The organism is Pigmentiphaga kullae, from assembly GCF_004216695.1.
Taxonomy (GTDB): Bacteria; Pseudomonadota; Gammaproteobacteria; order Burkholderiales; family Burkholderiaceae_B; genus Pigmentiphaga; species Pigmentiphaga kullae.
The window spans coordinates 630,103-652,469 of record NZ_SGXC01000001.1; the positions used below are offsets into that span (position 1 = coordinate 630,103).

General features: G+C 67.0%; 21 protein-coding genes. 3 read left to right on the plus strand and 18 right to left on the minus strand.

The genetic code is table 11. The features are described from left to right. Nucleotides 1–71 precede the first annotated feature (71 nt). Nucleotides 72–980, plus strand: a complete 909-nt coding sequence (locus tag EV675_RS03090; protein ID WP_130355949.1) for a DMT family transporter — start codon at nt 72–74, stop codon at nt 978–980. Between the two features lie 74 nt (nt 981–1,054). Next, nucleotides 1,055–2,047, plus strand: coding sequence for a Bug family tripartite tricarboxylate transporter substrate binding protein (locus EV675_RS03095; RefSeq protein ID WP_130355950.1), 993 nt, complete (start codon nt 1,055–1,057; stop codon nt 2,045–2,047). 10 nt (nt 2,048–2,057) lie between these two features. Here the strand turns inward: EV675_RS03095 and EV675_RS03100 are convergent, their stop codons facing one another. From EV675_RS03100 to EV675_RS03110, 3 genes are read right to left on the minus strand one after another with little or no spacing between them, the layout of a single operon-like run. Continuing rightward, nucleotides 2,058–3,035: a tripartite tricarboxylate transporter substrate binding protein gene (locus EV675_RS03100; protein ID WP_165404404.1), complete on the minus strand. Its 978-nt coding sequence runs from the start codon at nt 3,033–3,035 to the stop codon at nt 2,058–2,060. A gap of 22 nt (nt 3,036–3,057) precedes the next feature. Then, entirely contained in the window at nt 3,058–4,488 is a 1,431-nt protein-coding gene (locus tag EV675_RS03105; protein ID WP_130355952.1) for a sensor histidine kinase, read from the minus strand. Then, nucleotides 4,469–5,134, minus strand: a complete 666-nt coding sequence (locus tag EV675_RS03110; RefSeq protein WP_130355953.1) for a response regulator — start codon at nt 5,132–5,134, stop codon at nt 4,469–4,471. The genes EV675_RS03105 and EV675_RS03110 overlap by 20 nt, the downstream gene beginning before the upstream one ends. 234 nt (nt 5,135–5,368) lie before the next feature. Here EV675_RS03110 and EV675_RS03115 point away from each other — a divergent pair, with 234 nt between their 5' ends. Then, nucleotides 5,369–6,508 (plus strand): MBL fold metallo-hydrolase, encoded by a 1,140-nt coding sequence (locus tag EV675_RS03115; RefSeq protein WP_130355954.1) that lies wholly within the window; start codon nt 5,369–5,371, stop codon nt 6,506–6,508. A 21-nt stretch (nt 6,509–6,529) separates the two neighbouring features. Here the strand turns inward: EV675_RS03115 and EV675_RS03120 are convergent, their stop codons facing one another. The 15 genes from EV675_RS03120 to EV675_RS03190 form a co-directional block, all read right to left on the minus strand. Then, nucleotides 6,530–7,693 (minus strand): metallophosphoesterase, encoded by a 1,164-nt coding sequence (locus tag EV675_RS03120; protein ID WP_130355955.1) that lies wholly within the window; start codon nt 7,691–7,693, stop codon nt 6,530–6,532. A 28-nt stretch (nt 7,694–7,721) separates the two neighbouring features. Next, a complete protein-coding gene (gene metW, locus EV675_RS03125; RefSeq protein WP_130355956.1) occupies nt 7,722–8,345 on the minus strand; it encodes a methionine biosynthesis protein MetW in 624 nt (207 codons plus the stop codon). Further along, nucleotides 8,342–9,547, minus strand: coding sequence for a homoserine O-succinyltransferase MetX (metX, locus tag EV675_RS03130; RefSeq protein WP_242621419.1), 1,206 nt, complete (start codon nt 9,545–9,547; stop codon nt 8,342–8,344). The genes metW and metX overlap by 4 nt, the downstream gene beginning before the upstream one ends. A 154-nt stretch (nt 9,548–9,701) precedes the next feature. After that, nucleotides 9,702–10,424 (minus strand): helix-turn-helix transcriptional regulator, encoded by a 723-nt coding sequence (locus EV675_RS30165; RefSeq protein WP_278044753.1) that lies wholly within the window; start codon nt 10,422–10,424, stop codon nt 9,702–9,704. A gap of 50 nt (nt 10,425–10,474) precedes the next feature. Continuing rightward, a complete protein-coding gene (gene ptsP, locus EV675_RS03140) occupies nt 10,475–12,211 on the minus strand; it encodes a phosphoenolpyruvate--protein phosphotransferase (RefSeq protein WP_165404405.1) in 1,737 nt (578 codons plus the stop codon). A gap of 3 nt (nt 12,212–12,214) precedes the next feature. Beyond that, complete coding sequence (locus EV675_RS03145; protein ID WP_087838112.1) at nt 12,215–12,484, minus strand: HPr family phosphocarrier protein; 270 nt, start codon at nt 12,482–12,484, stop codon at nt 12,215–12,217. A gap of 2 nt (nt 12,485–12,486) precedes the next feature. Next, nucleotides 12,487–12,900 carry a PTS sugar transporter subunit IIA gene (locus EV675_RS03150; RefSeq protein WP_130355957.1) on the minus strand — a complete coding sequence of 138 codons (414 nt, stop codon included), beginning with the start codon at nt 12,898–12,900 and terminating at the stop codon, nt 12,487–12,489. Next, nucleotides 12,897–13,874, minus strand: coding sequence for a glutathione synthase (gshB, locus tag EV675_RS03155; RefSeq protein WP_130355958.1), 978 nt, complete (start codon nt 13,872–13,874; stop codon nt 12,897–12,899). Before gshB ends, EV675_RS03150 begins: the two co-directional genes overlap by 4 nt. 50 nt (nt 13,875–13,924) lie before the next feature. After that, a complete protein-coding gene (gene guaD / locus EV675_RS03160; protein ID WP_130355959.1) occupies nt 13,925–15,337 on the minus strand; it encodes a guanine deaminase in 1,413 nt (470 codons plus the stop codon). After that, on the minus strand, nt 15,312–17,126 hold the full coding sequence (locus EV675_RS03165; RefSeq protein ID WP_130355960.1) for an ABC transporter ATP-binding protein: 1,815 nt from the start codon (nt 17,124–17,126) through the stop codon (nt 15,312–15,314). Before EV675_RS03165 ends, guaD begins: the two co-directional genes overlap by 26 nt. A 91-nt stretch (nt 17,127–17,217) precedes the next feature. Further along, nucleotides 17,218–18,009: an IclR family transcriptional regulator gene (locus EV675_RS03170; RefSeq protein ID WP_130355961.1), complete on the minus strand. Its 792-nt coding sequence runs from the start codon at nt 18,007–18,009 to the stop codon at nt 17,218–17,220. Nucleotides 18,010–18,051: 42 nt separating this feature from the next. Next, nucleotides 18,052–19,146, minus strand: a complete 1,095-nt coding sequence (locus EV675_RS03175) for a beta/alpha barrel domain-containing protein (RefSeq protein WP_130355962.1) — start codon at nt 19,144–19,146, stop codon at nt 18,052–18,054. A gap of 9 nt (nt 19,147–19,155) precedes the next feature. After that, the gene (locus tag EV675_RS03180; RefSeq protein ID WP_130355963.1) at nt 19,156–19,956 is read right to left on the minus strand and encodes an enoyl-CoA hydratase/isomerase family protein; all 801 of its coding nucleotides are present in this window, start codon (nt 19,954–19,956) and stop codon (nt 19,156–19,158) included. After that, entirely contained in the window at nt 19,953–21,188 is a 1,236-nt protein-coding gene (locus EV675_RS03185) for a CaiB/BaiF CoA transferase family protein (protein ID WP_130355964.1), read from the minus strand. The genes EV675_RS03180 and EV675_RS03185 overlap by 4 nt, the downstream gene beginning before the upstream one ends. 6 nt (nt 21,189–21,194) lie before the next feature. Continuing rightward, nucleotides 21,195–22,169, minus strand: coding sequence for a Bug family tripartite tricarboxylate transporter substrate binding protein (locus tag EV675_RS03190; protein WP_130355965.1), 975 nt, complete (start codon nt 22,167–22,169; stop codon nt 21,195–21,197). Nucleotides 22,170–22,367: the final 198 nt, after the last annotated feature.

Sequence of the window (22,367 nt, forward strand, 5' to 3'; positions counted from 1 at the left end):
TTCATATTAGCGTGAGACAGCCGGCGAGGTAGCGCGGAGCATGAAGCTCCCCTCTTTCCGGAGCCTTTTCGATGTCCCCCGCCGCGTATCTCTTCCCCTTCCTGGCCATCGTCTTCTGGGCCGGCAACGTAATCGTGTCCAAGATGGCGGCCTCCGCCATCTCGCCCACCGCCATCACGTTCTACCGGCTGGTGCTGGCCATCGCGCTGCTGAGTCCCTTTCTCGTGCGCCCGATCTGGCGCAACCGCGACGCCATCCGGCGCCACTGGTGGCAACTGGCCATGGGCGGCCTCTTGTCCATGGCCCTGTTCCAGGCCCTGTCCTACCGCGCCGCCGAAAGCACCACGGCCACCAACATGGCCATCGTCACGGCCCTGATCCCGCTGCTGACGGCCATCCTGAGCGCCGCCCTGCTGGGCGACGCCGTCACCCTGGGCATGGCGGTGGGCGGCGTGCTGTCGTTCGGCGGCATCCTGTACCTGGTCGGCCACGGCGACATCGGCGCGGTGCTGGCGCAGGGCGCCCACCTGGGCGACGTGCTGATGCTGTTCGCCGCGCTGGCCTACTCGCTGTATGGCGTGCTGCTCAAGCGCTGGCGGATGGCCATCCCCGCCTGGCAGTCGACCTACATGCAGGCAGCCTTCGCGCTGGTGTTCATGTTCCCGCTGTTCCTGGCCCTGCCCGCGGGCACCGCCACGCTGGACGCGAAGACGGTGCCGCTGATCGCCTACGCCGGCATCTTCTCGTCCATCATCCTGACCTTCTTCTGGATACAGGGCGTGAAACTGCTGGGCCCCAACCGCTGCGCGATCTTCATCAACCTGCTGCCGGTGCTGACCGCGGGCCTGGCCATCGCCCTGCTGGACGAGCCCATGCGCGCCTACCACGTGATCGGCGGCGGCATCAGCCTGGCCGGCGTGCTGATCGCGCAGACCGTGCAGCGGCCGCTGTTCGCGGTGCGGGCCTCGCTGGCGCGGTAAGACATCGAAAACGAAAGCGGAATGAAAGCCGGCGGCAGTCATGATCCCCTGCAAATCAACCATCAGGAGACAACATGAATGCCGCCATGCCTCGCCGCTCACTGCTCAAGCTCGGACTGACACTGCCGGTCGCCGGCCTGGCTCCCCGGATGGGGCGGGCCCAGGACGACGCCTGGCCCACCCGCTCCGTCCGCTTCGTCGTTCCCTTTGCTCCCGGAGGAAGCTCCGAAATCGTGGCCCGCTCCTGCGCCATGGAACTGAGCCGCCTTCTGGGGCAGAACATCTTCGTCGACAACAAGCCGGGCGCCTCCGGCAACATCGCCATGGCCGAGGTTGCGCGGGCCGAAGACCAGCACACGCTGATCCTCGGACACATCGGCACACTGGCCGTCAACCCTTACATCTACGACAAGCTCCCATACGATCCGGTCAAGGACTTCAAGGCCGTGTCCCTGCTCGCCAAGGTTCCCAGCCTTTACGTCGTCAACCCGAACGTACCGGCCAGGAACCTGCAGGAATTCCTGGCGCTGCTGCGCGCCAATCCCGGCAAGCTCAACTACGGCTCGGCCGGCAACGGCAGCGCGGGCCACCTGGCGTTCGAATACCTGAAGATGGCCAGCAAGACCTTCATCGTCCATGTCCCCTACCGAGGCACCGGCCCCCAGTTGACCGATCTCATGGCGGGGCGGCTGGACGCGGCGGCGGTGGGCGCGCCCGCCATCCTGCAATACATCAAGAGCGGCAAGGTGCGCTGCATCGCCACGGGCACGCCGCAACGCATTCCGCAACTGCCCGACGTCCCCACCGTCGCGGAACAGGGCTTCCCCGGCTTCGAGATGACGCAATGGTACGGCTTGCTTGCGCCCGCCAACCTCCAGCCGGCGCATCTCGATAAACTGGCCAGGTCCGCCGCCCAGGCCGTACGTGCGCCGGATGCCCTGGCCCGCCTGAATGCAGACGCCGCCATCGCCGTGGGCGATACGCCCGCGGAATTCGCCCGGTTCATCGACGTCGAGCAGGCTCGCTGGAAGGCGGTCGTCAATACGGCAAGGATCAAGCCGGACTGACGACGCGCACTCAGAGCAATTGGTACTGCCTGGCCAGCGTCCGATAGGCCTCGACCTGGCGGGTGACATACCGGGTGAGGTCGCGCCCCCCCAGGAAGTACGGCTGCATGCCGTTCTCGTTCATCAGCTCACGATAATCGGCGGACGCGGCCACCTTTTCGAACAGGGACACCCAGGCGTCGTAGGCCGCGTCGTCGACCCGAGGGCCGACATAGAACCCCCTCGCCACGGGCCAGACGATGTCGAAGCCTTGTTCCCGCGCTGTCGGCACCGAAGCCAGCAGCCCCGGCAGCCGCTCTTCGGAAAACGAGGCCACGACGCGTACCGCCGCGCCTTGCTTCAGATGCATGGTCAGCTCCGATGCATCTCCCGGCATGACATGCACGTAGCCGCGCTCGAGCGCGGCCACCGCATCGCCGCCCCCTTCGAAGGCGACATAACGCAACAACTTGAAATCGTATTGAGCCGCCCTCGCGATCTCGGCGGACTTGATCCAGTCCTGGCTGCCGATGGTGCCTCCCGCGCCGAACACGATCTCCATGGGACGGGCACGGACTGCGGCGACCAGATCCTTGAAATTGCGGATGGGTGAATCCCTGTGGACCGCGACCACCCCGAAGTCCATGGCCAGCGATGCCACCCATCGGACACTGTCCTCCGCGTAGGGACCGAATTTGCGCTGGGCGATGTTCAACAGCGACCCGCCGGAAAACGCGATCAGTTGCTCGGCGCGATCGCTGCTGCGCATGATCGTCTGCTTGTAGACGATGGCCCCGATACCCCCTGGCACGTAGCGTATCTTCACCGGGCTGCCCAACGCTCCGGATCGATCGAGCAAGGACTTCGCCACCTTGCAGGTCAGGTCGAAACCGCCCCCCGCCTTGGCCGGCACGATGCATTCGGCCGTGGATGGTCCGGGACGGGACGTGGCCCGCAGCGCTGCGGGCAGTTGGGCGCCCAGTGCCACGGCCGCGGCACGGGCAAGCAAGCGACGTCTTGGCGCATCGACATCAGGCGGCAGGATTCTCATTTGCGCGAGCCTCCGGATTGGAAATGGAACTGGCGGGCCAGCGCAGGATGGCTGTCAAACCCGTCCGGCCTGGTTCGGATATCAACGACAAGATGCCATGGTGCCGGTCGGCCACCGCGCGGACAATCGCCAGGCCCAGGCCGGCCCCGTCGCTGCGCCTGCCGCGGATGAAGCGTTGGCCGGCGCTCTGCGCGATCTCGGCGGGCATGCCCGGACCTGCGTCGCTGACTTCCATCCAGCAATGGCGATCGTCCGCTCCGGCGCTCAAGGTCACCACCGCACCGCCGGGCGTATGGCGGATCGCGTTGTCCGCGAGATTGAAGACCGCTTCGCGCAGCAAGGTGTAGTCGCCCAGGACCTCGACCGTGGTTTCCGTACCGATCCCGAAATCGATGTTTCGCGCGCGCGCCAGGGGCACCAGGCGCAACGCCACCTCTCGCAGCAGTTGCAGCGCATCGAAAGACTCCAGACTCAGCGCTGCCGTATCGCTGCGAGCCAGCGCGAGCAGCTGGTTGGTCGAATGCGTGGCCTGATCGACCTGTCTGGCCAGTGCATCGAGCGTCTCGCGGACCTGCACCGGATCCTTGGTCAGGCGTGCGTAGTCGAGCTGTGTCCGCAGCGTGGCCAGCGGCGTTCGCAACTGGTGGGAGGCATCGTCCACGAACATGCGCTGCTGCTCCAGAATCCGCTGCGAACGAAACAGGAGGTGGTTGATGGCGGCAACCAGCACCGACACGTCGGCCGGAAGACGGCACATGTTGAGCGGCGCAAGATTCGATGCCGGACGCGCCCGGATGTGCTCCGCCAGATCGGACACCGGCCGGGTGGCCAGATGCGTGATGAAGACCAGCGACAGCGCGACCGCCACCAGCACGCCAAGATCGCGCATCACCGCCCTCATCATCAAATGGCGCGTGAAGGCATCGCGCGAGGCGGTGTTCTCGGCGACCTGGATGATCACGTAGGGATTGTCGCTGTCCACCACGGGATCGGCCAGCTTGCGCATGTACGCGCCCAGCCGCAGCGATTGGCCGAAATACATCGCATCGTAGAAAACCGGCGCATCCGGCTCCAGCACTGTGTCGGGCATGGGCAGGTCGGGGCTCCCGATCTCCACCAATCCGTCTCCCGTCGCCACCCTGAAATACACGTCCCCGCTCGCGGTCAGCTCGAAGAACTCGAACAACCGGTAGGGCAACTCGATGGACAAACCTCCCGATGCCGTCGAGATATTGGCATCCAGCGATCGCAAGGCGCCCACGACGGACCTGTCGTACGCGGCATTGGCCGCGTCGACCGACGAATATCGCGTCGCGAGCAGCTCGATGCCGACGATGACCAGCACGGTCGGCAGCAGCAGGGCAAGTAGTTGAGCCCGCAGGCTCCAGCGTCTAAACCGGCTCCAGTACATAACCCAGTCCGCGCATGGTGACGATGCGAACGCCCGTTCCTTCCAGCCGTTTGCGCAAGCGGTGCACGACGACCTCGACGATCTCCGGCAAGAGCTCATCGCCATCCTGGAATGCCTTGGACAGGATTTCATGCTTGCTGAGCGGTTGTCCGCTCTTGACTATCAGTGCCCGCAGCACGGCGTACTCCCTCGGTGGCAAGGCAAGCGGAGCGCCATTCACCGAAAAGTGCTTGGTCACCGAATCCAGCAACAAAGGACCACAGGCGAACCGGGGAAACTCGATGCCCCGGGAACGCCTGACGAGCGCGGTCAGGCGCGCCGCCAGCTCCTCCAGCGCAAAGGGTTTGATCAGGAAATCGTCGGCGCCTTCGTTCAGCGTCTTGACCTTCTCGCTCAAGGAATCCCGCGCCGTCAGCACCAGGACAGGAATGCGATGGTCCGCCGCGCGCAATCGCAGCAGCGTCGCATGGCCATCGATGCCGGGCAGCCCCAGGTCGAGAATCAGCGCATCGTAGTCCTCCTGGTCGAGCGCTCGCCCGACCTGGCGGCCGTCGTCGACCCAGTCGACGTAGTAGGCAAGTTCCCGAAGGGCTTTGGTGATCCACTCCCCAAGCTCGCGGGTGTCCTCGGCAAGCAGGATGCGCATTGGCGGTTCGTCTCCGTTTTTTTTCCCGGACAGCAGCGAAGGGATCGCCGCGTCCGGACAGGCTCGTCCGGCCCGAGCCTACAGTACGCCGCCCACCCTTTCAAAATGCTTTCATCGCACCGGACCTCGAGTTTGCCTGAATGAAAGCACTCTGAAAGGCGCGGTTCGATATCTTGTCCCCGCGCCGTTGGTTGCTTCCAGGGCCGCAGAAGAAAAACCCGATGAGGAGACATGATGAAGAAGACCTATATCGCCCTTGCCGTCGCCGCCATGGTCGGCGCACTCACCCTCGCCGCGTGCGGCGGCGACGGCGCGGTCCAGCAGGGCAACCCCGTCGATCCACCGCCGACCGATCCGTTGGCGAATGCTCCCAGCGCCATACGCACGACCTGGTTCGGCATCAGCAATTGGCACTACCAGATCGGAGACGTCGGCTTCATTCTCGACGGCGAAGTGGTCAATTCCGGACGAACGCCCAACCCCGCTGCGGTAAGCAAGGCCTTGAGCGCGCTGGAGAAAAAAGGGACGGTCGATTTTCTGCTCGTCGGCCACGAACATAGCGACCATGCCCGCCAGATTCCCGAGTACGCGAAGCAGACCGGCAAGCATATCTATGCACCGCAAGCGGTATGCGACGCCGTCGCCGCCTATGGCAACCCCGCGTCCCAATGCACGACCCTGGACGGCGGCGAAACCTTCAAGATCAACGATTTCGTGGCCATCCGGGTCGTCCGCTGGCTGCACAGCCTGGATTGCGGACAGGCCGGCAACGGCACCGCCGGCGTCGAGACCTTCGGCTTCCTGATCACGGCACGGACCAAAGGCGGTCCCCTCAGTATCTATGCCTCGGACAGCGGCGCGGGGGGCGTCGACCTGTTCATTCCCCGCGTCAAGAACAAGGGTACCGCGCAGGAAAAGGTCTACGGTTCACCGTTCACCAATCTGCAGCAGGCCGTCAACGACGCCGGCATCGAAAACATCGACCTCTGGCAGGGGGGTCCGGAGTCCCGTGTCGTCAACCAGGCGCGCGTGCTGATGCCGGCCTTCGGCATCAAGTACTTCCAGCCTCACCACCTCGGCACCCGGGCAACGCTCGTGGACGGCGTGCAGGTCGGCTTCAGCCTGGAGTACGGACTGCACTTCCCCTATCTGCCGTCGGAAGTGCCGCTGCTGACCGACTTCATGAAGAGCACGGGGACCCGGCCCTTCAATCCGGAAAACTATTTCGACGCCTGGGTGCTCGACAAGGACGGCTTCCGGGTCGATGACAACGCGCAGGTCAAGGCGGTCTACGGCCTGCCCGCGACCGGACCGGGCCCCGGCAAGCAAGGCCCCAATCCGCGCTCCGGCCAGTTGGAATGCCCCGGGGACTGACCGCCGGCCGCGTGCCGGACCTTACTCCCGGGCCCGCACCAGCCGCAGCAACGTGATTTCCGACGGCACGCCGAAGCGCATGGGAGGCCCCCAGTAGCCCGTGCCGCGGTTCACGTACACCCACATGCCGTCCTGGCGATGCAGCCCCGCCACGAACGGCTGTTGCAGCGGCACGAAGAAATTCCAGGGCAGGAACTGCCCGCCGTGGGTATGGCCCGACAACTGGAGGTCGAAGCCCGCGGCGGCCGCCGCCGCCGCACTGCGCGGCTGGTGGGCCAGCATTACGCGGGCGCCGGCGCCGGCCGGCGCGCCGGCCATCGCGCGCTGCGGATCGCTGCGGTGCGCCGGATCGAACTGGTGGGCGCTGTAGTCGGTGATGCCGGCCACCACCAGTTCCTGGCCCGCGTGGCGTACTACCTCGTGCTCGTTCAGCAACACCCGCATGCCCATGTCGCGCAGCGCATCGACCCAGGCGTGCGCGCCGGAGTAGTACTCATGGTTGCCCGTTACGAAGAAAGTCCCGTGGCGCGACATCAGCTCCATCAAGGGCCGAGCGTGCGCCACGAGATCGGCCACGCTGCCGTCGACCAGATCGCCGGTGACCGCCACCATGTCGGGCCGCAGCCCGTTCACCGCATCGACGATGCGCCGCACGTAGGGCGCGCGGATGGTGGGCCCGACATGGATGTCGCTGATCTGCGCGATGGTGAATCCGTCCAACCCGGCGGGCAGCCCGCGCAGCGGGATGTCGACGCGCACCACGCGCGCCACGCGGCGGGCGCCGACGAAGCCCGCCACCGACATCAGCAGCGAGGCCACGACCACGAACAGGGCTGACGGCAACGCCAGCACCGCGTGTCCGCCTCCGGTCCCGAACCACGCCAGCGCGGACGCGCCAGCCAGCACGAGGTCTCTCAGCAGCGTCAGCACGAACAGCGACGAGAACAGGCCCATGCACAGCAGCCCCAGCCAGATCGCGCCCAGCAGCAGGCGGCCGGCCGAGCGCCGCCGCGCGAGCATGCTGGTGGGGATCAGGACGGCGGAAGCCGCCAGCACGACGGACAGCGCCGACGCCAGGCCCGGCACGGCGCCCAGGTCGGGAACGAGGCGCAGCCACACGTAGGCATGCACCAGGCCGATCAGGCCGAAGAAGTAGAACCTGTGCAGGGCGCGCCGCTGGCTCATGCCACTTGCCGGACGTGCCCGCCGGGGGTCACGCCGCCTTCGTCCCGCGCCCCGCCGGCGAGGCGAAGCGATACACGGCCAGCGTGCTGCGCCATCCGGGCAGCCACGAGATCTCGTGGGCATCGGCAAAGGTCGCGCGGGCCAGGATGCGCAGCCCGAGCTTGGCGGCCAGCGCCTCGAAATCCTTCAGCGTGCACAGGTGGATGTTGGGCGTGTTGTACCACTGGTAGGGCATCTGCCCGGTCACGGGCATGTGTCCGCGCAGAATCGACAAGCCATGGGTCCAATGCCCGAAATTGGGGAAGGAGACGATGCCCTCGCGCCCCACCCGCGCCATTTCGAGCAGGATGCGCTCGGTATTGTGCACGGCCTGCAGCGTCTGCGACAGCACCACCGTATCGAAGCGGCCATCCTCGAACAGCGCCAGGCCATCCTCCAGGTTCTGCTGGATGACGTTGACGCCCTTGCGCGCGCATTCGATCACGTGCTGGTCGCTGATCTCGACCCCGACGATGCTGGCCTGCTGCGCGTCGCGCAGGTGGGCCAGCAGCGTGCCGTCGCCGCAGCCCAGGTCCAGCACGCGCGAGCCGTCGGCGATCCAGCCCGCGATGCGGGCCAGGTCGGGGCGCAGGGAAGCGGCGTGGCGGGTCATTGCGCGCCTCCCGCCTCGCCCAGGCCCAGTTGGCGGGCCACGCGATCGAAATACCCCCGCACCACCGAATGGTAGCGGGCGTCGTCCAGCAGGAAAGCATCGTGGCCGTGCGGCGCCTCGATCTCGGCATAGGTGACCGGACGGCCGTTGCGCAGCAGCGCCTGCACGATCTCGCGCGAACACGAGGGCGGGAAGCGCCAGTCGGTCGTGAACGAAGTCAGCAGGAACTCGGCCTGCGCCGGCGCGAGCGAGCGCGCCAGGTCGCCGCCAGCCTGCTTGGCGGGATCGAAATAGTCCAGCGCCCGCGTGATCAGCAGATAGGTGTTGGCATCGAAATATTTCGAGAACTTCTCGCCCTGGTAGCGCAGGTAGGACTCCACCTCGAACTCCACGTCGTAGCCATAGCGGAACGCGCCGTCGGCGCCGGGCGAACGCTGCGCCCGCCCGAACTTCTCGGCCATGTCGTCGCCCGACAGATAGGTGATGTGGCCGATCATGCGCGCCACCGACAGGCCGTTGCGCGGCACCGTGCCATGGGCGTAGAAGTCGCCGCCGTGGAACTCGGGGTCGGTGATGATGGCGCGGCGCGCCACTTCGTTGAAAGCGATGTTCTGCGCAGACAGCCGCGGCGTGCTGGCGATGACCACGCAATGCGCCACGCGCTCGGGGTAGGTGATGGCCCAGCTGAGCGCCTGCATGCCGCCCAGCGACCCGCCCATGACCGCGGCGAAGCGGGCGATGCCCAGCCGGTCCGCCACGCGGGCCTGCGCGTGGACCCAGTCCTCGACCGTGACCACGGGGAAGGACGCGCCGTAGGGCCGCCCGGTGCGGGGATCGATGCTGGCGGGACCGGTGGATCCGAAGCAGGAGCCCAGGTTGTTGATGCCGATCACGAAGAAGCGATCGGTATCCAGCGGCTTGCCCGGCCCCACCATGTTGTCCCACCAGCCGACATCGGACGGATCGTCGGCCGACACGCCGGCCACGTGATGCGAGGCGTTCAGCGCGTGGCAGACCAGCACCGCGTTGGAGCGGTCGGCGTTAAGGCGGCCGTAGGTCTCGACCATCAGCGAATAGGGGCCGAAGGCCGTGCCGCTGGCCAATTGCAGCGGCTCGTCGAACGTCATGGCCTGCGGCTGGACGACACCGACGGAATCGAGACCGATGGAAGGGGGGGCAGGAGTGTCGAGAAAGGCGGTCAACGCCTCTTCGAGATGCGAATCGGAAGACACGATGGACGGAACTCTTTAGCTGGATTTATCGGGCGCCCGCAAGCGGACCAGGCAAATCGGCGCCAATGAAAGATGCGAAGGATTGTAGCACCGGCCCCGGCGTGCCTTGCCGCGGGCGGGCGCCCTACAACAGACCCCGCAGGATCGCCTGGGCCACCGCCGCCTGCTTGTTGTTGACCCTGAGCTTGGCAAAGGCGTTGCCCAGGTGGAAATTCACGGTGCGCTCGCTCACGCCCAGGATCTGGGCGGTTTCGCCGCCGGTCTTGCCCACCGAGGCCCAGCGCAGGCATTCCTGCTCGCGCGCCGAAAGCCGGGTGGACGCGCATGTCGGCTTGCTCTGCTGGCACGGCAGCCGCAGATAGGCCTCGAGCAGCAGCGACGCGGCATGGTGGCACAGATCGGTCAGTTGCGCATGGGCGTGGCGCCCGGCCGTCGCGTCCACGAAACCGAACAGCAGCGCGAAGCAGGCAACGGTGTCGCCGGGCCGCAGCCCGTCGGCCACCAGGAACAACCCGCTTTGGGCCCCCAGGCGCCGCAACTCGTCATGCGCGGGAAAGAACTGGTCATCGTCCAGCATCCGCCAGGCGACGCGCATCTGCCCGACGCGCCATCCGGTGGTCGCGATCAAGGGAGAGAACTCGGGCCGAAACGCCTCCCACCAACGCCGGGAGTCCTCGCACAGCCACCGCAGCACGTCGCCCTCCGGCGTGTGCTGGACGATGCCCAGCGCGTAATGCATGGCGTCCAGCTCGGCGGCGAAATCGCCGATGACCTTGCCGATGTCCGCCGTGCACGAAGCGCCGATCAACGGCCGCAGCGACCGCAGCACACGCGTGGCGAACCTCACGGCCTGCCCGGCCGTTTCGTGCGGACGAATCTCCGGGACATCATTACACCCTATTGGTTCAGCAAGGACAGATCCATTTCCGAAGCACGGTTCAACACCGCCGCGACCTTGGTCCGCAGGGCATTGGAATGGGCTTGCAGGATCTCGCGTTTGACGTCCAGCAACTGCTGCGGGTGCATGGAGAACTGCGTCAGTCCCAGCCCCAGCAGCAGCCGGGTCAGCTCGGTGTCGCCCGCCATTTCGCCGCATACCGAAACCGGCTTGCCGGCCCGGGCTCCCGCGTTGATGGTGTTGGCCACCAGGCGCAGCACCGCCGGGTGCAGCGCATCGTACAAGCTGGCCACGTCGGGATCGGCCCGGTCGATGGCCAGGGTGTACTGGATCAGGTCGTTGGTGCCGATCGACAGGAAATCGAAGACTTCCACGAAAGGCTCGATGGCGATCGCCACCGCCGGTATCTCGACCATCGCGCCCACCAGGACGTTCGCGCCGTAGGGCTGGCCGCGCGCGTCGAGTTCCTGCCGCGCGGCGGCGATGGCGGCATGGGAAGCGCGCGCCTCGCGCAGATGAGCCACCATCGGTATCAGTATCCGCACCGGACCATGCGCCGAGGCGCGCAGGATGGCGCGCAGCTGCGTGGCGAACAATTCCGGGTGGGCCAGGCAGTAGCGGATCGCCCGCAGGCCCAGGGCCGGATTGGTGGCTACGGTGGCTTCGCCGTCCAGCGTCTTGTCGGCGCCGATGTCCAGCGTCCGGATGGTGACCGGGCGTCCCGCCATCGTCCGCACCACCGAGGCATAGGCCTCGTACTGTTCGTCCTCGCCGGGCAGGTCGTCGCGTCCCATGAACAGGAATTCGCTGCGGAACAACCCGATGCCCTCCGCGCCGGCATCGACCGCCGCCTGCGCCTCGTCCGGCAGTTCGATGTTGGCCAGCATGGACACCACCACGCCATCCAGCGTGATGGCCGGCACATCCCGCAGCATCGCCAGCGTGGCCCGCTCGCGGGCATAGTCGGCCTGGCGGGCGCGGTATTCGGCCACCACGCGCGGCGGCGGATTGACCAGCAGCACGCCGGCTTCGCCGTCGACGATGACCATATCGCCGTCGCGCAACAGCGTACGGGCCGCGCCCAGCGCCACCACGGCCGGCACGCCCATGCTGCGGGCGACGATGGCCGTGTGCGAAGTCGCGCCGCCCAGGTCGGTGGTGAAGGCCGCGAAGCGGGCGCCGCGCAGCTTGAGCATGTCGGCGGGCGAGATGTCGTGGGCCACGACGATGAGCGGATCGCCGTGGGCGTCGATGGCCGATCCCTTCAAGCCGCGCGGCCGCCCGTCGGCCTCGGCCAGCGCGTGCAGGATGCGCTCGATCACCTGGCGCACGTCGCCGCCGCGCTCGCGCATGTACTCGTCGTCCATCTGCGCGAACTGTTCGGCCAGGGCCTGGCCCTGCGCGGTCAGCGCCCACTCGGCGTTGTAGTGGCGGGAACGGATGATCTCCAGCGGTTCGAGCGAGATCATCTCGTCGGCCAGGATCATGCTGTGCACCTGGAGGATGGCGCCCAGTTCGCGGGGTACGTCGGGGGGGAGATGGTCGGCCAGCTGGGCCAGTTCGTCGGAAGCGGCGCGAATCGCGGCGGCCAGGCGCGCGCACTCGGCCTCCACTTCCTCTTCATCGATACGATAGTGCGATACCTCTAGAGCGGCCGCGCCGATGACCACGGCGCGGCCGATGGCATAGCCGCGCGACACCCCCAGTCCGTGCAAGGCCAGCATCGAGGTCTCCATAGGCTACTCGGCCTCGCCGAACTTCTGCTCGAACAAGGCCCGGATCTGGTCCAGGGCCTCCTGGGCGTCCTCGCCCTCGGCATCGACGGTCACCTTGGTGCCGATGCCCGCCGCCAGCATCATGACGCCCATGATGCTCTTGGCATTGACGCGGCGCGTGCCGCGCGCGATATGGATCTCGCTGCGGAACCTGCTGGCGAGCTGGGTGAGCTTGGCGGATGCCCGCGCGTGCAGGCCCAGCTTGTTGATAACGGCGATGTCGATGCTCGGCATGGTCAATGGTCTTCAGGTTCGCCGTCGACGCGCAAGACGCCTTGCGCGCCGCCGGCCAGGGCGCGCTGCGCCAGATCATCAAGGGAAAGGTGGCGGTAAGGCAAGGTGCGCAGCAGCATCGGTATGTTGACGCCCGCCAGCACGGTGGTGGGCGTCCCCAGGCGCGACGCTTCGCGCGCCGCCCGGTCGGTCTGGTTGGCGGGCGTGGCGCCCACCACGTCGGTCAGCACCAGCACGCCCTCGCCGGCCGCCGCGGATTCGATGCGCTCGAGCACCGCGCGGAACATCTGGTCGGGATCCTCGTCGTTGCCGGCATCGTAGGCCAGCACCCCGGACAGTTCGCCGAAGATGTGCGATGCGCAGGAAAGGAGCGACGAAGCCAGCGGCTCGTGCGCGACGATGACGACGCCGGTCATGCCGATCTCGCTTCCGGCTTCGCGGCGACGGCGTCCTCCAGGGCCCGCGCGAACATCGCGCCGACGTCGAAGCCGGTCTGCTCGGTGATTTCGCAGAACGTGGTCGGGCTGGTCACGTTGATCTCGGTGACGTAGTCGCCGATCACGTCCAGGCCCACCAGCAGCAGGCCCCGCGCGGCCAGCTTGGGCCCCAGTTCGCGGGCGATGGCCAGGTCGCGCCCGGACAGCGGCTGCGCCACGCCCCGGCCGCCGGCGGCCAGGTTGCCGCGGGTCTCGCCCGCCTGCGGGATGCGCGCCAGGCAATAGGGCACGGGCTCGCCGCCGATCAGCAGCACCCGCTTGTCGCCCTGCAGGATTTCGGGGATGTAGCGCTGCGCCATGATGCTGCGTTGGCCATTGTCGGTCAGCGTTTCCAGGATGGCATTCAGGTTGGCTTCCCTGGGGGCCAGCCGAAAGATCCCGGCGCCGCCCATGCCGTCCAGCGGCTTGACGATGACGTCGTGGTATTCGTTGTGGAAGGCCCGCAGGCGGGCCATGTCGCGCGTCACCAGCGTCGGCACCGTCAGGTGCGGGAATTCGGCAATGGCCAGCTTCTCGGGGTGGTTGCGGATCGCCGCGCCGGAATTGAACACCCGCGCGCCCTGAGCCTCGGCCCGCTCCATCAGGTGCGTGGAATACACATATTCCATGTCGAATGGAGGGTCTTTGCGCATCAGCACCGCGTCGAAGGCGGTCAGCGGCTGGTCACCCTCGGCCCCCTCCTTCCACCAGGCATGTTCGTGCAGGTCGGCGTCCGGCACCAGTTCGATGGGCCGGGAAGCCGTGCGCACCGTGCCGTCGATGACGTAGAGATCGCCCTGCATCGCCACGCTCAGCCGGTGGCCGCGGGCCACGAGGGCCCGCATCATCGCCACTGAAGTGTCCTTGTAGGCCTTGAGCGCGGGAAGCGGGTCAACAATGAAAAGTACGTGCATGGATGGCCTTGAATGCCCGCCTGACGCGGGCGCGGAAACGAATACTGATTCTAGCAAGCCGGCGCGGGGGCCGCCGAACCGTCCGCGTACCGGAAAGGCGCCGGCTGGCGCGACCGGTCGTACACGGGCCGCCCCGCCACGTAGGTGGCGCGCACCGCCCGGTCGTCGCCCAGCGTCATCAGCACGAACAACTGCTCCATCAGGTCGGCGCAATAGCGCATCCGGAAATCCATCAGGGGCGTGGATTTCAGGTCCAGCACCACCAAATCGGCCTCGTAGCCCGGCTCGATGGCCCCCAGGCGGTCGTCCAGGTACAGCGCGTGGGCACCGCCCCGGGTCGCCAGGTAGAACGCGTGGGCGGCGGTCAGCCGCGTCTGGTTCAGGGCCGCCACCTTGTAGGCTTCGTTCAAGGTCTGCAATTGCGAGAAGGCCGTGCCCCCGCCTATGTCCGTGCCCAGCCCCACCCGCACCGGCCGGTCGGCCCGCTTGGCGTCGAACACCCGGAACAGGCCGCTGCCCAGGAACAGATTGGAGGTCGGGCAGTGCGCCAGTGCCGCCCCTGCCCGGTGACAGGCGCACAGTTCGTCTTCCGAGACGTGCACCGCGTGCGCGAAGATGGCGCGCGGCCCCGCCAGCCCGGCGCGCCGGTAGACCTCGAAATAATCGCAGCAGTCCGGAAACAGCTCGGCGATCCAGCCCACCTCGCCCAGGTTCTCGCTCAGATGGGTCTGCATGTAGGTGCCGGGATGCTCGCGCCACAGGCGGGCGGCCGACTCCAGCTGCGCCTGGGACGAGGTCGCCGCGAAGCGCGGCGTGATGCAATACAGCTGGCGCCCGTTGCCGTGCCACTTGGCGATCAGGTCCCGGGAATCCTCGTAGCCGCTTTGCACCGTATCCCGCAGCGCCTGCGGCGCGTTGCGGTCCATCAGCACCTTGCCGGCGATCATGCGCGTGTCGAAGCGCTGCGAGGCCTGGAAGAAGGCGTCCACCGACCCGGGATGCACCGTGCAGTACACCGCCGCCGTCGTCGTGCCCGCCCGCAGCAGTTCGCGCAGGAACAGTTCGCTGACCATCGCCGCGTGCGCCGGGTCGGCGAACTGCTGCTCGGTCACGAAGGTGTACTTGTTCAGCCACTCCAGCAATTGCTCGCCGAAGGCGCCGATCATCTGGGTCTGCGGATAATGGATGTGGGTGTCGATGAAGCCGGGCAGGATCAGCGCGTCCGGATAGTGCGCCACCGGCATGGAGCCTTCGACCGCGGCGCGCAGACGGCCGTAGGATCCGACCTCGGCGATCCGGCCGTCATCGACCACCACCAGCGCATCGGACAGGTGGGTATACGACGCCTGCGGATCCGACAGGAAGGGGTCGGCATGGAAACTCAGCGTGGCGCCACGCAGGGCATGGCGGCCGGGGCCGAAGCGAGAATCGGGGGCGTCAGGGCCCGGGCGGGAGCGGGTCATAGGCATCCTCGGGTTCGTCGGCGGGCAGGTCCTCGGAGATCGGCGCGGCGGGCCGCTCGCCTATCTGCTGCCGCCACATCGCATAGTAAAGGCCCTTGCCATCCAGCAGGTTGGCGTGGCTGCCCTGCTCCACGATACGCCCTTTCTCCAGCACGAAGATGGTGTCGGCCTGCATCACCGTCGACAGCCGGTGCGCGATCAGGATCGTGATCTGCGTGCGGCGCGCGCAGATGCGCCGCACCGTCTCGTTGATCTGTTCCTCGGTCAGCGAATCCAGCGCCGACGTCGCCTCGTCGAAGATCAACAGCCGGGGCTGGCGGATCAGCGCGCGGGCGATCGACAGGCGCTGCTTCTCGCCGCCCGACAGCTTCATCCCCATCTCGCCTATCGCCGTGTCCAGCCCGTCCGGCGATTTGGTCAGCAGATAGGCGCAGGAGGCCTGCTCCATCGCCGCCACCATTTCCTCGTCGGTGGCGTCGGGCTTGACCAGCCGCAGGTTCTCGCGGATCGTGCCCGCGAACATGTGCGCTTCCTGCGTCACGAATCCGATCTGCCGCCGGACGCGGTTGAAGCGCAGCGCCGTCGTGGGCTGGCCGTTGTACGACACCGTGCCGCTGGCCGGCGGGTACAGCCCCACCAGCAGCTTCACCAGGGTCGACTTGCCCGAGCCCGACGGCCCCACGAACGCGATCGTATCGCCCAGTTCCGCGCCGAACGACACGTCTTCCAGCGCGTAGTCCGGCGCGTCCTTGTGGCGAAAGCGGACCTGCTCGAAACGCACGTTGCGCACCGGCCCCACGTCCACCGCGCCGGGCGGCCGCCGTTCCACCGGCTTTTTCATCAGCGCCCCGAAATTCAGCAGCGAGGCATCCACTTCGCGATAGGCCAGAATGATGTTCCCCAGTTCCTGCAACGGCGCGAAGATCGCCACCGAGATGAACTGCATCGCAATCAGCTCGCCCGGGCTCAGCACCTCGCGGAAGATCAGCCACAGCAGCGCGAACAGGATGGACAGCCGCAACAGGCTCAGCGTCATGCCCTGCAGGAAGGACAGCACCCGTATCCGCTTGACCTTCTCCATTTCGAGCGCGAAGATCGCCGCCGTCTGCGCCTGCAGGCGGCGGATTTCCGGATAGGTCAGCCCCAGGCTCTTGATCAGCTCCACGTTGCGCAGGGACTCGGTAATGAAGCCCGAATTGCGGTTGGTCTCGCGCACGATGGAACGCTGCTGGGTCTTGATCTCGCGGCTAAGCAGGCCGGTCAGCCCGCCCAGCAGCAGCACTCCGACCAGGAACACCGGCACCAGCAGCCAGTTCTTCGTGACCGAATACCAGGTCAGGAACCCCACCCCCACCACCGCGGCGAACACCGTATTGATGAAAGTGTTGATGAAACGCTCGCTGTCGGCCCGGACCTTCTGCAGCAGCGACAGCACCTCGCCGCTGCGCAAATCTTCGAACTCCTGGAAGCGCAGGCGCAGCACCTGCCGCAGGCCGTCGTTGAAAAGATGCGTGCCCAGCTTCTGCACCACCAGCCGGGTCGTGTATTCCTGCAAGGCGCGGGCCAGCCGGGACAGGATGGCGATCCCCACCGCCAGGCCCAGCAGCCCCAGCACGCCGGTGACCAGCTCGTGCTCGGTCTTGCCGGCCCGGTTGATCGCGTACTCGTCGATGATGCGGCCGAAGATGATGGGATCGACCAGGGCCAGCACCTGGGAGACGCCGGCCAGCAGCAGCGCGACGAAGGCCAGGGAGCGGTGCGGCTTGAGAAAGGTCCAGAGCAGATGCATGAAGCGCCTTCGGCAGGCCGATACAGGGCCATTCGACCACGAAAACCGGAACGGGAGAACCGCCAGGGCCTGTTCACACTAAAAAGAGGCCCTAGTGCCGGGCTTCCAACGAAGCAGGCGCCATCCCCGCCTGGATGGTCGCCCGCCCCTGCAGCGCCAGGCCTATCTGCCGCATGCGGTCCACCACCTGATCGCGTTGACACGTGATGGCGTCTTCGGGGCCGCCCAGGCCTATGGCCAGGTCCATCTGGCCCGGCACGGGCGGAAGCGCCATGGCGATGACGTTGCGTCCCGCCACCACCCGCCCCCGGCTTTCGGCCCAGCCGCGCTCGCGGCAGGTCTCGATATCGGCCAGCAGTTCGGGCACCGCGACCTTGCAGGCAGGGGAGGTCTCTTGCGCATTGGCGCGGCGGGCGATCAGCGAGATCTCGGCATTGCGCAGCCCGGCCAGCAGGATCTTGCCGACCGCCGCCCGGCACACCGGCCGCAGGATGCCGGTGGCATAGGGCGGCAAGCCGGTGGTTTCGGCGCACAGGGTCACGATGTAGCGCACGTAGATGCCCTGGCGCATGCCCAGCAGCACCGAGTGTCCGAACTCCCGGCGCAATCCCTCCAGCAATGAAATCAGGCTGCCGTTGCCGAAAATCTCGTCATGCACCCAGGAACCGAGCAGCATCACGCGCAAGGTCGGATAGTAGGTGCGCGTAAGCGGGTCGTAGCGCAGATAGCCTTGCGCCAGCAGGCTCTTGAGCAGCAGCGAGGTGCTGGACTGCGGATAGCCCAGACACTGCGACAACTCCTTGACCGTCGCGGCCGCATGGGTCTGGGCGAAGAACTCGAAAATCTCCAGCACCCGCCGCGCCGACTTGATCGTCCCTTCCATAGCTCCACGCCTCGTACCATCCGGCGCGGCGGTGCGAGGCCGCTACGTGCCGGTCGGCGCAGCCGGTTTGACCCAGGGCCGCGCATTGCCTTCATAGACGGAGGACCCCAGCCGAAAATGCTGGGCCTCGTCGAAAGTGTAGACCACGGGCACGTCCGGGCTGTAGAGGCGGCCCGCCGCCGGCAACGGACCATTGCGCGCCACCTGCGAATGCAGCGGGCGCCCCAGGATCCCGGACAGGCGCACCGAGGCCTCGACCAGGCGATCCAGATCCACGCCCGCGTCCACGCCAAGCACTTGCAGCAGTTGGACGAAGTCCTCGGTGGGAATCATGCCGGTCGCCTGGCCATTGCCACAGTACGGGCACCCGCCTATCCCGCCCAACGCGGTGTCGGCCACCAGCGTATCGCCGGCCTCCAGCAGCTTGAGCGCCTCGTACATGGACAGCATCGCCATGCCCCGGGCATTGTGCAGGTGAAGATGGAAGACATCGATGGTCGGAAAGCGCCGCTTGATCGCCTCCAGGTCGCCGGCCACCTCCAGCGGCGTGTTCCATGCCATGGGATCGGCCAGGTCCACGCGCTTGACTTCGATGCCCGCCTCGTTCCAGGCATCGACCTGGCGCTGGAGGGTGTCCAGGCGCGCCGCCTGCGTGAACTTGCCGCTCCAGTTCGAGCCCCAGCCGGCGCTCAGGCCCACGGCGGCCTGCGTCACGCCGGACGCGCGGGCCTTCTCGACCGGCGCGCGCCATATCCGTTCCTGCCCTTCCATGGTCTGGTTGGTATTGCGCAACAGGAACGTCTCGCACATGTGCAGATGGGTCGCCGGCAGCGGCTCCAGGCTCAGCGGCGGCGCATGCCGCCTGCGGTCCTCGCGGCCTCGCTCGTTCAGCGCCAGCGCGAAGAACTCCACGCCCGGCACCGGCTGCAGCCGCTCGACCAGGCGCAGCGTGTCGCCCATCTGCGGGCTCCACCTGGGATTGACGAAAGCCCCCACGACCAGGCGCCGTATGCCGGCGCCGACCAGCATCTCCAATATCTCCAGCTTCTCGTCCACGGTCACGCCTTCGCGCTCTATCTGCAATCCGTCGCGCAGCGTCTCGTCGGTGATCAATACCTTGGGCCATGCGGTCTTCATCGTTCGCTCCTATCGATTGCGCCATACCGGCTTGCGCTTCTCCAGGCGCGCGCGTATGCCTTCCTTGCGGTCTTCGCTCAGGTAGGGATTGGCGCCCGGGTCCTGACGCAGTGCCGCCGCCACAGGCAGCTCCAGCCCACGCAGGGCCACGGCTTTCACGCGCCGTACCGAGATGGGCGCGTTGCCGGCGATCCTGCCCGCCAGCTCGAGCGCCGCCGGCAACACCTGCGCCGCGTCCACCACACGGTTCAGCAGGCCGATCCGATACGCCTCGGCTGCGTCAATGTATTCGCCGGTAAACAGCATCTCCAACGCGATGCCGGGCGCCACCCGCCGCGGCAGCAGCACCGAGCCGAAATTCGCCCCCATGCCTATCTTGGTCTCGGGCAGGCCGAAGCGCGCCCCGGGATGCGAGATGCGCAGGTCACAGGCCAGCGCCAGCTCGAAACCGCCGGCGACCGCGCTGGCGTTGAGCGCCGCGATGGTGGGTTTCTTCGCCTCGAGCACGACTTCGAACACATTGCGCTCCAGCCGATTCATGGGCGAGCGAAAACGCGCGCCCGCCTCGTCGTTGCCGCGCATCTCCTTGAGATCGCCGCCGGCGCAGAACGCCGCGTCGCCGGTACCGGTCAGCACGACGACGCGCACCTCGTCGTCTTCCTCGGCATCCAGCATTGCTTCGATGATGGCCACCATCAGCGAACGCGACAAGGCGTTGCGGCGCTCGGGACGGTTCAATCTCAGCAGCCGTACGTGATTGTCGGTCGATACCACCAGTTCCGCCTCGTCGGCGGCATGGGCGTGGCTCATTGTCTTTCCTCCGGCTTGACGCCATGAACGATGCGATCGCGCAAGGCCGCATCGATCTCATCCTGGCCGAAGCCGCATTCACGCAATACCTCGATGGTGTCCTCGCCCAGCCGCGGCGCGGGCCGGGTCTGCGGCCGGTTGCCGCCGGAGAAGGCATTGGGCAGGCCGATCTGCCGGATCGCACCCTCGCTGGGATGATCCACGCGCGACACGAAACCGGCATCCTCCAGATGCGGATCGTCGAGCAGGCTTTCCAGTGTGTTGTAGCGCATGGCCGGCACGTCGATGCGCTCGAGGATCTCCAGCCACTCGGCCGACGTCCGGCCTCTCAGCGCGCTGGCGCGCAGGGCGTAGTAGTCCAGGCTGTTGGCCGTGCGCGCAGCCACGCTGCAAAAACGGGGGTCTGTCTTCAGTTCCGGCCGCCCGATGGCCTCGAAGAAGGCGAAGGCCTGGGCATCGGTATTGGGGGAAATGGCGATGTAGCCGTCCTTGGTCGGCACCGGACGATTGTCGGCATTCAGAATGCGCGCGTCGCCGACCGGACCGATGGGCGGATCGAAAGTCAGATTGCCCATGTGCTCGCGCATGACGAAGGCCGCCATGGTCTCGAACATCGGCACTTCGATGGACTCGCCCACGCCGGTACGCGTGCGCCGGTACAGCGCGAAACCGATGGCCTGCGCGGCGATCTGGCCGGTGATGTGGTCGGTCATGACGAAGGGCACGAAACGGGGTTCGCCACCCGAAGCCTGGAAGGCCCCGGCCACGCCGGACGCGCTCTGGATGACCGTATCGTAGGCGGGACGGCCCGCATAGCGCCCCTTGCGGCCGAAGGCCAGCACCAGGCAATGGATCAGCCGGGGGTTGACCGCGCGCAGCGACTCCCAGTCCAGCCCCAGCTTGTCCAACGCACTGGTCCGCATGTTGGTGACGAATACGTCGGCGCCTTCCAGCAGGCGCCGCAGCACCGCCCGGCCGCCTTCGGTCTTCAGGTCGATGCAGACCGAACGCTTGTTGCGGTTGAAGTTCATGAACTTGCCGGTCATGCCCCGATGGCGCGCGCCGCCGCCGAGCTGGCGCATCAGGTCGCCGTCCGGCGCCTCGACCTTGATGACCTCCGCGCCGTGATCGGCCAGCGCCAGCGTGCAGGCCGGCCCCACCACGACGGTCGACAGGTCGACCACCCGCACGCCGGCGAGCGGCCCCTGTTCAGCGGTTCTTGTTGCGTCCATGATTTCCTATTCCTGCTTGATGCCGATCTGGCGTACCAGTTCACCCGATTTCTTGATGTCCGCCAAGAGGAAGCGATTGAATTCGGCGGGCGTATTGCCGACCACCTCCGAGCCGTCGGACGTCAGGCGCGCGCGCACGTCGGGATTTTTGAGCACCTGGGCAATGCCGCGGGCGATCTTCTCGAGGATGGCGGGCGGCGTCTTGGCGGGAGCCACCACGCCGAACCAGTTGAAGAACTCGTAATCCTTGATGCCGAGCTCCTGCATGGTCGGCACCTCGGGAAGCATGGGCGTGCGCCGCGTGCTGGTGATTGCGATCGGACGCAGCTTGCCGGCCTGCATCAGCTCCCTGGCGGTGACCTGCGCCACGAACGCGAAATCGACATCGCCGGCGGCCACCGCCGCCGCGGCCGGCGCGGCGCCGCGATAGGGCACGTGCACGGCGGGCATGTGGGCCGCCAGCCGCAACATCTCGGCGGTCAGGTGGCCGCCGCTGCCCACTCCCGCCGATCCGTAGTTCAGCGATCGCTTGCGCGACAGTCGGGCCAGGTCATCGATGCTGGAAAGCGTGGACGAAGCACCCACCACCAGGGTCAAAGGCGAGGTCACCACCATGGAAACGCCGGCCACGTCCTTGTTGGCATCGTAGGGCAGGTCCTTGTAAAGGCTGGGAGCCAGCGTGTATGACGTATAGACGAACTGCAGCGTGTAGCCGTCGGCCGCTGAGTTCAGCATGGCGCTGGTGGCCACGATGCCGCTGGCGCCGGTGCGGTTCTCGACCACCACGTTCTGGCCCAGCACCTTGCTTAGCGGTTCGGCAATGATGCGCGCATAGGTATCGGTCGACGCCCCGGGCGGCGAGCCCACCAGCAGGCGCAGCGGCCGCGAAGGGAAATCCGCCGCCGCATCGGCCGCCACCGCCGCACTGCCAAGCGTAAGCGAGAGTCCCGCCAGCATGGCGCCCAGCGTTCGTATCAGCATGTGTGTCTCCTGTCGTCTGGTTTTGTCGCGGCCACGTAGCGCCGCTGCCTGGAGCGGATCATAAGAACCCCCCGTCCGCGTGGACAACGAAAAACCGCCTCGCGCGCCTCGAAATCACATATGTGATTTCATTCGATGCGTTGCATCAAACCCGACCGTGGCGGCGGCTTGCGATCTACAGTCCCCCTCTCGACTGTC